General features: G+C 69.5%; 10 protein-coding genes. 6 read left to right on the forward strand and 4 right to left on the reverse strand.

What is annotated here, in order from left to right:
- The first annotated feature begins 206 nt into the window (after positions 1 to 206).
- Entirely contained in the window at positions 207 to 1,703 is a 1,497-nt protein-coding gene (locus ABTZ89_RS30965) for a phospholipase C (RefSeq protein ID WP_351051353.1), read from the forward strand.
- 53 nt (positions 1,704 to 1,756) lie between these two features.
- Here the strand turns inward: ABTZ89_RS30965 and ABTZ89_RS30970 are convergent, their stop codons facing one another.
- Together ABTZ89_RS30970 and ABTZ89_RS30975 are read right to left on the reverse strand one after the other, a co-directional pair.
- Positions 1,757 to 2,386 carry a DsbA family oxidoreductase gene (locus ABTZ89_RS30970; RefSeq protein WP_270947306.1) on the reverse strand — a complete coding sequence of 210 codons (630 nt, stop codon included), beginning with the start codon at positions 2,384 to 2,386 and terminating at the stop codon, positions 1,757 to 1,759.
- A gap of 78 nt (positions 2,387 to 2,464) precedes the next feature.
- Positions 2,465 to 3,376 carry an NADP-dependent oxidoreductase gene (locus ABTZ89_RS30975; protein ID WP_351051357.1) on the reverse strand — a complete coding sequence of 304 codons (912 nt, stop codon included), beginning with the start codon at positions 3,374 to 3,376 and terminating at the stop codon, positions 2,465 to 2,467.
- 139 nt (positions 3,377 to 3,515) lie between these two features.
- On the opposite strand from ABTZ89_RS30975, the gene ABTZ89_RS30980 reads away from it, so the two are divergent.
- Positions 3,516 to 4,652 (forward strand): glycosyltransferase, encoded by a 1,137-nt coding sequence (locus tag ABTZ89_RS30980; RefSeq protein ID WP_351051360.1) that lies wholly within the window; start codon positions 3,516 to 3,518, stop codon positions 4,650 to 4,652.
- Positions 4,653 to 4,723: 71 nt separating this feature from the next.
- Here the strand turns inward: ABTZ89_RS30980 and ABTZ89_RS30985 are convergent, their stop codons facing one another.
- A complete protein-coding gene (locus ABTZ89_RS30985; protein ID WP_351051363.1) occupies positions 4,724 to 5,467 on the reverse strand; it encodes a class I SAM-dependent methyltransferase in 744 nt (247 codons plus the stop codon).
- A 73-nt stretch (positions 5,468 to 5,540) separates the two neighbouring features.
- On the opposite strand from ABTZ89_RS30985, the gene ABTZ89_RS39000 reads away from it, so the two are divergent.
- Positions 5,541 to 5,693 (forward strand): four-helix bundle copper-binding protein, encoded by a 153-nt coding sequence (locus tag ABTZ89_RS39000; RefSeq protein WP_502949621.1) that lies wholly within the window; start codon positions 5,541 to 5,543, stop codon positions 5,691 to 5,693.
- Positions 5,694 to 5,850: 157 nt separating this feature from the next.
- On the forward strand, positions 5,851 to 6,276 hold the full coding sequence (locus tag ABTZ89_RS30990) for a hypothetical protein (RefSeq protein WP_351051366.1): 426 nt from the start codon (positions 5,851 to 5,853) through the stop codon (positions 6,274 to 6,276).
- Between the two features lie 118 nt (positions 6,277 to 6,394).
- On the opposite strand, the gene ABTZ89_RS30995 is transcribed toward ABTZ89_RS30990, so the two are convergent.
- Positions 6,395 to 7,252, reverse strand: coding sequence for an LLM class flavin-dependent oxidoreductase (locus tag ABTZ89_RS30995; RefSeq protein WP_351051369.1), 858 nt, complete (start codon positions 7,250 to 7,252; stop codon positions 6,395 to 6,397).
- A gap of 152 nt (positions 7,253 to 7,404) precedes the next feature.
- Here ABTZ89_RS30995 and soxR point away from each other — a divergent pair, with 152 nt between their 5' ends.
- Both soxR and ABTZ89_RS31005 read left to right on the forward strand, forming a co-directional pair.
- Complete coding sequence (gene soxR / locus ABTZ89_RS31000; RefSeq protein WP_270947300.1) at positions 7,405 to 7,890, forward strand: redox-sensitive transcriptional activator SoxR; 486 nt, start codon at positions 7,405 to 7,407, stop codon at positions 7,888 to 7,890.
- Between the two features lie 111 nt (positions 7,891 to 8,001).
- Complete coding sequence (locus ABTZ89_RS31005) at positions 8,002 to 8,631, forward strand: hypothetical protein (RefSeq protein WP_270947299.1); 630 nt, start codon at positions 8,002 to 8,004, stop codon at positions 8,629 to 8,631.
- The last annotated feature ends 29 nt before the right edge of the window (positions 8,632 to 8,660 follow it).

The raw sequence follows: 8,660 nt of genomic DNA on the forward strand, positions 1-8,660 counted from the left end.
TCTCGACGTGCTCGCATCAGCAGGTACAGCTCACGCATCGCCCGGGCCTGCTGCCTATCGGCGCACGCACCGGTCCGCCCGTGGCGGAAACTCTCGAGAAGGGAAAGCGACAGTTGCGACGAAACAAGGCCGTGCGCGTGGCAGTGGGTTGCGCGGCGGCAACGAGCCTGGTGGCCGTCGCCGGCTGCGCTTCGGCATCCGCAGCGATGCCGACCGCCGCTACGGCGACGCCGATCAAGCACGTCGTGGTGATCTACCAGGAGAACGTCTCCTTCGACCACTACTTCGGCACCTATCCGAACGCGGCGAACACCGACGGTCAGCGCTTCCACGCCAAGCCCAACACCCCGCAGGTGAACGGGCTGACCCCGGAGTTGCTCAACCACAACCCGAACGAAGCGAACCCGCAACGGCTCGGGCCGGCGCAGGCGCTCACCTGCGACCAGGACCACGAGTACGGCGCTGAGCAAGCCGCGTTCGACGGGTACAAGATGGACAAGTTCGTCGAAACCGTCGGCGCCCACGATCCCGGTTGTGATCCGCGCCAGGTGATGGACTACTACGACGGCAACACCGTCACCGGGATGTGGAACTACGCCCAGAACTTCGCCATGAGCGACAACTCCTACGGCTCGACGTTCGGCCCTTCCACGCCAGGCGCGCTCAACCTCGTGTCGGGTCAGACGCACGGTGTCACCAAGGAGGTTCCGGCCCCCGGCAAGCCGTTCCCGAGCGACGAAACCGCGGGCGGCACCGTCATCGGCGACCCGCAGCCCTACGGCGACGACTGCAGCGACCGCGAGCAGGTCCAGCTCTCCGGCCGCAACATCGGGGATTCGCTCAACGAGAAAGGCCTGACCTGGGGCTGGTTCCAGGGCGGTTTCAAACCGGTGCAGCGCGGGGCCGACGGCACGGCGAAGTGCACGGTCAAGCAGCCCGATGGCTCGTTGCTGGGCGGACATCCCGTTGGTGCCGCGCTCGGTCACACCGGCGAGAAGGGCTGGAAGGGCGACTACATCCCGCACCACGAACCGTTCCAGTACTACCCGCAAACGGCCAACCCGCACCACCTGCCGCCGTCGTCCACGGCGATGATCGGCCAGACCGACCAGGCCAACCACCAGTACGACATGTCCGACTTCTGGGACGCGGTGGGTGCCGGTCACCTGCCCGCGGTGAGCTTCCTCAAGCCCCCCGGTTACCAGGACGGGCACGCCGCCTACTCGAGCCCGATCGACGAGCAGCGCTTCGTCGTCGACACGATCAACCGGCTGCAGAAGACGCCCGAGTGGAAGGACACCGCCGTCGTGGTCGCCTACGACGACTCCGACGGTTGGTACGACCACCAGCCCGGACCGCTGGTCAACCAGTCCCACACCGCCCAGGACGCCCTCACCGCCCCGGGCCACTGCGGCAACGACCCGAAGCAGGTGATGGGCGGCTACCAAGGCCGTTGTGGTTACGGCCCGCGGCTGCCGCTGCTGGTCATCTCGCCGTACGCCAAGCAGAACTACGTCGATCACGGCGTCACGGACCAGGCCTCGACGATCCGGTTCATCGAGGACAACTGGGGTCTCGGCCGCCTCGGCGACGCCTCCTTCGACGAACGCGCCGGCACGCTCAACGGGATGCTGGACTTCCAGCACCCGTCGGATCGACGGCTGTTCCTCGACCCGGCTACTGGGCAACCGGGACAGCCCTGACGACCGGTGCTGGCCGGGTTGGGCGGCCTCGCCCAACCCGGCCAGCACGCCGATCAGCTGGCTGCGGGAGCGCTCTCCAGCACTGCCAGCAGCCGGTCGACCGACTGCGGCCCGCTGGGCAGGACCTGTCCGTCGATCACGAACGACGGGACGCCTCCGACCCCGAGCCTGCGCGCGCGGAGCCGATCGGACTCGACCTGGTCGGCGTAGTCCGAGCCGTCCAGGACAGCAGCGGTCTTCGCCCCGTCCAGCCCGGCGGACTCGGCGAGCTCCCGGAGCACCGCGTGATCCGCGATGTTGCGGTTCTCGGTGTGGTAGGCGTGCAGCACCGCGCCGGAGAACTCCCGGAACAGCCCCTCGTCCTGCGCGAGGAGGGCAACGCGGTGCGCGTCGAAGGCGTTCACCGGCCTCGCCGTGGTGATGTTCATGGCCAGGCCGTGCTCCTCGCCGAGCGCGGCGATCTGCGCGAACCGCGCCAGCACCGACTCGCGCGAGCTGTACGGGGCCATCACGTCCACTGTGGTCGGACCGGGTTCGGTGCTCGCGTCCGGTTCGAGCTGGAAGGCCCGCCAGGTGACGCTGATCCGGTCGGGGTGCTCGAAGCGGTCGTAGGCCGCCTCGAAGTTCTTCTTGCCCAGGTAGCACCAGGGGCACACCGGGTCCCACCAGATCTCGATCTTCATCCTCGTCTCTTTCCCCGTAGTCGTGTCGGTGCGGAGAACCCGGCCGGAACAGCGGTTCCCACCGGCCGGGCCGATCGCCTAGTCGATCGAGAGCACGACCTTGCCCCGCCCGTGGCCGGACTCGACCTCGACGTGCGCCTTCGCCGCCTCGGCCAGCGGATAGGTGCTGCGGACGTGCAGGGCCAAGCCGCCGCGGGCGTTCAGCTCCGTCAGCGCGGCCAGGCGCGCGGCCGAGCGCTGGCTGACCAGCGGTCGCACGCCCAGCTCCTCGACCAGGCCGAATTCGACCAGCGTCCCGATCCGGGAGCGGTCTTCGACCAGCTCGAGCGACTGGCGCAGCGCCTGCTCCCCCGCCCCGTCGATGGCCGCGTCCACGCCCTGCGGGGCGACCTCGCGGACCCGCTCGACCAGACCGTCGCCGTAGGTCACCGGGACGGCTCCCAGGGAGCGCAGGTAGTCGTGGTTGGCCTCGCTGGCCGTGCCGATCACCGTGGCCCCCAGGTCCACGGCGAGCTGCACCGCGATCGTGCCGACCCCGCCGGCCGCCGCGTGGACGAGCACCGTCTCGCCCTTCTGGACGCCGAGCACCTCCAGCGCGGTGTGCGCGGCCTGGCCGCACCCGGACAGCCCGCCGCCCTCCAGGAAGCTCATCGTCTCGGGCTTCCGCACGATCTGGTCGGTCGGCACCACGACGTACTCGGCGTAGCAGGCCAGGACCGCGAAGCCCACGACCTCGGTGCCGACGGGGAACCCGGTGGCGCCGGGCCCCACCTCGTCGACCACACCGGAGAACTCGTTGCCCAGCAAGGACGGCGAGCTCACCTCCACCCCGCGCGGCACCCAGCCCTGCCGGACCGCGTAGTCGTAGGGCTGGACACCGGCGGCCTTCACCCGCACCCGGACCTGGCCATCGGCGGGCCGGGGGTCGGGCAGTTCGGCCAACCGCAGCGCCTCCGGACCGCCCGGTGCGTCGAACACGATCGCCTTCATACCTGTCCCCCTGCGAAATCGATCAGCATGCGCCCATCGTGCAACCTCAAGCGAAGTTGAGGTCAACCTCGCCGGGCGGATCCAGGTGGTCGAGAACACCTCGAGCCGGGTTCGACCGGTGCGGCCGACGCTGCAGTCCATGAAGGTGCTATTCGTCGCGGGCGGCAGCGGCGGCGTGATCTTCGCGATCACTCCCCTGGCGCAGACCCTCCGCAACCTGGGTCACGAAGTTTTCATGGCGGCGCCGTCGAACGTCATGTCCACCGTGGCCGGTGGCGGCATCGCGCCGGTCCCGGTCACCGACAAGACGATGCTCGACTTCATGTTCTCCGACCGCAACGGCGTTGCGATGCAGCGCCCGACCGACGTGCACGACCGCACGATCTTCAACGGCCGCGGCATGGGGCGCTTCGCCGCGGCGAGCTTCGCCGGTCTCAAACCGTTCACCGAGCACTGGAAGCCCGACCTGGTGGTGGGCGGCGCGCTGTCGTTCGCCGCGCCGCTGATCGCCGCGCACCTGGGCGTGCCGTTCGTCAACCACGCCATCGACATGGGCGAGCCGCGGCAGATCGACCTCGCGGCGACCGCCGAGCTGGCGCCCGAGCTGGAGAGCCTCGGCCTGCGGTCGATGCCCGAGCCGGACCTGTTCGTCGACATCTGCCCGCCGAGCCTCCGCCGCGCCGACGCCCCGCCCGCGCAGCTCATGCGCTACATCCCGGCGAACACGCAGACCCCGGTGGAGCCGTGGATGCACACCGCGGGCGAGCGGCCCCGGGTGCTGGTGACCGCGGGCAGCCGGGTCACCAAGGAGTTCGACATCGACATCCTCCGCGGCCTGGTGGACAAGGTCGGCGGGCTGGACGTCGAACTGCTGATCGCGGTTCCGCCGAGCGCGGCGGAGGAGCTGGGGACGTTGCCGGACAACGTGCGGATGGGCTGGCTGCCGCTGGACGTGGTGGCGCGGACGTGCTCGCTGCTGGTGCACCACACCGGTGGGAACACGATGCTCACCGGGATGGCCAACGGAGTCCCGCAGGTCCTCATCCCGTACCTGCCCTACGTGGTCGACTACGCGACCCGCCTGACCGACTACGGCGCGGCCACGATGATCACGCCGGGCGACGACACCCCGGAGAACCTCGCCAGGGCCTGCGAGGAGCTCCTCGCCGATCCCACCTACCGCACCCGAGCCGCCTCGGTCGCCGCGGAGATGCGAGGCCTCCCCACCCCCTTCGCAGTGGCCGAACGCCTCGAAAAGCTGGTCGCCGAAAGGTAGTCCCGCCGAACGGCTCCGCCGCGGTCGCTATCGTTGCCAACCACGGCGGAGCCGTTGCCGCGGCACGCGATCTAGACGGCCTTCTCCAGCGCCAGCAGGCGGTAGAGCGGATCCGGGCGTGCTGCGTCCTGGTGCGGCAGCGCGGAGAGACGTCGACGCACGTCCACTACTTGGTCCGGGGCAGCGCGCTTGCACCACGGGATCTCGCCGGTCTCGATCGCCTGCTGCCACTCGCGCGGGCTGCGGCCTTGGCCGACTCCGGGGAACACCGTTTCACCTGCGAGCCCCAAACCGCGCTTCGCCGCCCAGTCGAGCACTCGCGCACGGTGGTCGCGCACTCGGGGCGCGTACTGGCTCCTCAGTTCCGCGGTGACCCGGGCGACATCGCTCTCTTCGACGAAGTACGCGTCGTTCTTGTCGACGGTGGTGATCAGAACCCCGCCGGGGCGCAGCACCCTGGATGCCTCGACCAGCACCGGCGCGGGGTCGCGGAGCAGGTGCAGCAGCCAGACGATCACCACCGCGTCCACGCTGTTCGACGCGAACGGCAACCGCGCGGCATCGGCGCGCACGACGCCGCGCGGAATCCGCTTCATCGCCAAGCCCAGCATCCCGGACGAACGGTCGACCCCCAGCACGGTCCGCTCCGGCCGCAGCAACTTCCTGGTGATGATGCCCGTGCCGCAAGCGACGTCCAGAATCGTGCAAGATCCCTGCGGCAGAAGCCGTTCCAGCGTGTCCGCCGCGGCCTGCGCTCTGGGTTCGCCGCCTCGGGTTGCGTCGTAATTCCGAGCCTCGCGGTCGTAATCGAGCACGCATCCACCCCATCCGAACCCGACGACGCACCCGTCGCGAGCGCACCTTTTCCTTTCGCGGAGCCTAACAACGGTGCAGCTCGAAGCATGTCTGGTCGCATGCGAACGCAGCAACCAGCTGCGCAACGAACACGCCGAGCGGCACACGCACTGCCGTATGTGCGCAGATGCAACCCGGCACTGCGCGGACATGTGCCGGCAAGCAATCCACGCCCTGCACCACTGACTCCTGGTCAAGGTCAGCGGTTGTTGCTGGGTGGGCGCGCAGGCGGGCGATCGTCCGCCCCGGGCACTCGATGCGCTGTGCACCGCGGTGACTTTGTTCCCTGGCGACCCGCCGGTCGTTTGGCCAAGCTGATCGCATCGAGCCTGGAGGCGGGTTGATGACCGGGGACGATGCGAGCAGTACAACGCGTCCAGCACTGGCGAGTGGTGTCGCGGCCCGAGCCGCCGGGGCGGTGCTCTGCATCGCGGTGGCTGTCATCCACGTGCTTGACCAGGGCGGTTTCCCGGGCTCGAAGGAGCCCGCGTACGTGGGCATCCTGTATTACATCTTGGAGGCCGCAGGAGTGCTGGTGGCACTGCTGTTGATCGCCGGTTGGGATCGGGTCGGCTGGATCCTGGCGCTGGGTGTCGCAGCCGGACCGTTCGCGGGTTACGTGCTCTCCCGAAGCACGGGACTGCCGGACTACAGCGACGACATGGGCAACTGGGCGGAGCCGTTGGGCGTGCTGTCCCTGGTCGTCGAAGCCGGCCTGTTCGTGCTGGCGATCGTGATGCTGCGGCGAAGGCTGCCGTCCGGCCGTTGAACCCCACGACGCGGGGAGAAGAAGAACCGCAGGTCACCTGAGTGATCCTGCGGTCTTCCCAGCCGCCCAGGGGAATCGGCCCCTGGACCAGCGCGTTGTGGCTGCGCCGGACGGGTTTTCAGAGGCCGAGCGCGTCGGCGAGGAGGTCGACCTGGTCGGGGTTGGCGTCGTTGCCCATGAAGAGGAGTTCGTGGACACCGGCCTTCTCGAAGTCCGCGACCGCCGCGGTGATGCTCTCCGGGGTCGTGTGGGCGATGTCGATGCCGTAGTCGACGTATTCGCTTCCGCCGAAGGCGTAGTAGGCGCTGATCGCCTTCTCCACCGACTGGCGCGCGTCCGGGCCCAGCGCGTACATCACCGACGCGACGATGGTCGGTTCACCTTCGCGACCTGCCGCCGTCCACGCCTCGCGGAGGCCCGGGGCGAAGCCCTCGACATCAGCGACCGTGGCATCCCCGGCGATCCAGCCGGTGCCCTTGGTGACCACGCGCCGGATCGCGGCCGGGGACATGCCGCCGAACAGCACCTTCGGGCCGCCATCCGTGGCCGGGGCCGGTCCGATGCCGGTCTGCCCGCCCCACACCTCGGCAGCGCGGTCGAGCAGCGCGTCGAACTGCTTTCCCCGGGTGCTGAAGTCGACGCCGCTCTCGGTGAAGTCGTCGTCGCGCAGCCCGGGAGCCAGGCCCAGGCGCAGCCGGCCCGCACCGGCGAGCTGGTCGATCGAGGCGGTCTGCTTGGCGAACAGCGCGTGGTTGTTGTGCAGCGGCGCGATCAGCACCGTCGTGAGCAGCTTGATCCGCTCGGTCGCGCCCGCCGCTGCCGCCAGCGCGGTCAGCGGCTCCGGCGTCGACCACACCAGGCGGTCGCTGACGCTGAGCGTGCTGAAACCGCGCGCCTCAGCGCGGCGCGCCCATTCGACCAGGGTCCGTCCGTCCACCCCGGGGACGTGCCCGGGCAAGCCGATTCCGATTTCCACGATGCTCCGATCTCGTACGAGGCCTTCCCCACCATGCTGGAACCTCAACCCGACTTGAGGTCAATGCCAACGCTCCGGCACCCCGTTCGAAAGCCGTTCGAGCGCAGGTCGATCGGACACCTTCCGTTCACCTGAACCCATAGACTGGAGTTGTGGATCAACCAGCCTGGAACACGAAGGAACTGACGATCGGCCAGGTGGCCTCCCGCACCGGGGTCGCCGTGTCGACTCTGCACTTCTACGAGGGCAAGGGGCTGATCCGGAGCAGGCGCACCGCGGGCAACCAGCGGCGGTACCTGCGCGAGGTGGTGCGGCGGGTGTCGTTCATCCGCGTCGCGCAGCGCGTCGGGGTTCCGCTCGACGCGATCAAAGCCGCTCTCGCGACGCTGCCCGAGCACCGCACGCCGACCAGCGAGGACTGGGCGCGGCTGTCGGAGAGCTGGCACGGCGAGCTGCAGAAACGGATCGATGCGTTGGAGCGGCTGCGCGACGACCTGGCCGACTGCATCGGCTGCGGTTGCCTGTCGATGAGCAAGTGCGTGCTGGCCAACCCCTACGACGAGCTCGGTGCGGAAGGCCCCGGACCCCGCCGGCTGCTCTCACCGAAGGCGCCCGCGGATCCCCCGAAGCAGGCCTGACCGACGGGTTCTGCGCGCCGACCGGGCTTCAAGCGCGGTTCGAGGTGGGGACGCCAGGGTGGGCCCACAGGTCTCCCGTTCGGGGGAACACGCGCAATTCGGAGGGAACCGATGTCGGCAAGCCTGACCTGGGGGAAGCGACTGGCGGCGACGGCGGTCGCCGCGCTGGCGGTGGCCGCGTTACCGGGCACCGCGTCCGCTGCTGCGGCGCAGTCCATCCCGTTCACCTGCAAGACCCGTCTCTCCGGCGAGTGGATCGACGTGACCGACTACGCCCGCGGCGTCGACGTCACCGCCCCTGCCACCGCCGCCCCGGGTGAGTCGTTCGACGTCGTCATCGACCCGCAGCCGATCTACCCGGTGCCGGCGTTCAACAAGGAGCTGCGCGGGGTCGAGTGGTCCTACGCGCTGCCGACCAACGCCGGTCTGGACGACCACAAGCTGTCCGGTGGTTCCGGGCTCGGCGATTCGAAGGTGACCACGTCGGTGGAGGGTTCCAAGCTCACCGTGAAGATCAGCGGGCCGTTGCCCGGGGGTGCGGAGTTCGACCCGCCCACGCTGACGCTTTCCTTCACCGCTCCGAGGTCGGGCTCGGTCGAGGTCAAGCCCGGTGGCAGCAGCTACGACGACCTCGGCTTCACCTGGGAGCGGCTGCACCCGGAGACCGGTGAGTGGGATCCGTTCCTGTGCTTCCCGGACCAGGCCAAGCCGGTGGTCCTGTCCTCGACCGCGGTCTCCTGACGGCACGACGACAAAACCCCCGCGAGGCC

This window comes from Saccharopolyspora sp. NPDC002686, assembly GCF_040295745.1.
In the GTDB taxonomy this organism is placed as follows: domain Bacteria; phylum Actinomycetota; class Actinomycetes; order Mycobacteriales; family Pseudonocardiaceae; genus Saccharopolyspora; species Saccharopolyspora oryzae.

What these genes read in the sequence shown, in the direction of transcription:
- ABTZ89_RS30990 (WP_351051366.1), top strand. Translation starts at nt 5,851, where the DNA reads ATGACCGGGGACGATGCGAGCAGTACAACGCGTCCAGCACTGGCGAGT.
- ABTZ89_RS30965 (WP_351051353.1), top strand. Translation starts at nt 207, where the DNA reads ATGCCGACCGCCGCTACGGCGACGCCGATCAAGCACGTCGTGGTGATC.
- ABTZ89_RS31005 (WP_270947299.1), top strand. Translation starts at nt 8,002, where the DNA reads ATGTCGGCAAGCCTGACCTGGGGGAAGCGACTGGCGGCGACGGCGGTC.
- ABTZ89_RS30975 (WP_351051357.1), bottom strand. Translation starts at nt 3,376, where the DNA reads ATGAAGGCGATCGTGTTCGACGCACCGGGCGGTCCGGAGGCGCTGCGG.
- ABTZ89_RS30980 (WP_351051360.1), top strand. Translation starts at nt 3,516, where the DNA reads ATGAAGGTGCTATTCGTCGCGGGCGGCAGCGGCGGCGTGATCTTCGCG.
- ABTZ89_RS30970 (WP_270947306.1), bottom strand. Translation starts at nt 2,386, where the DNA reads ATGAAGATCGAGATCTGGTGGGACCCGGTGTGCCCCTGGTGCTACCTG.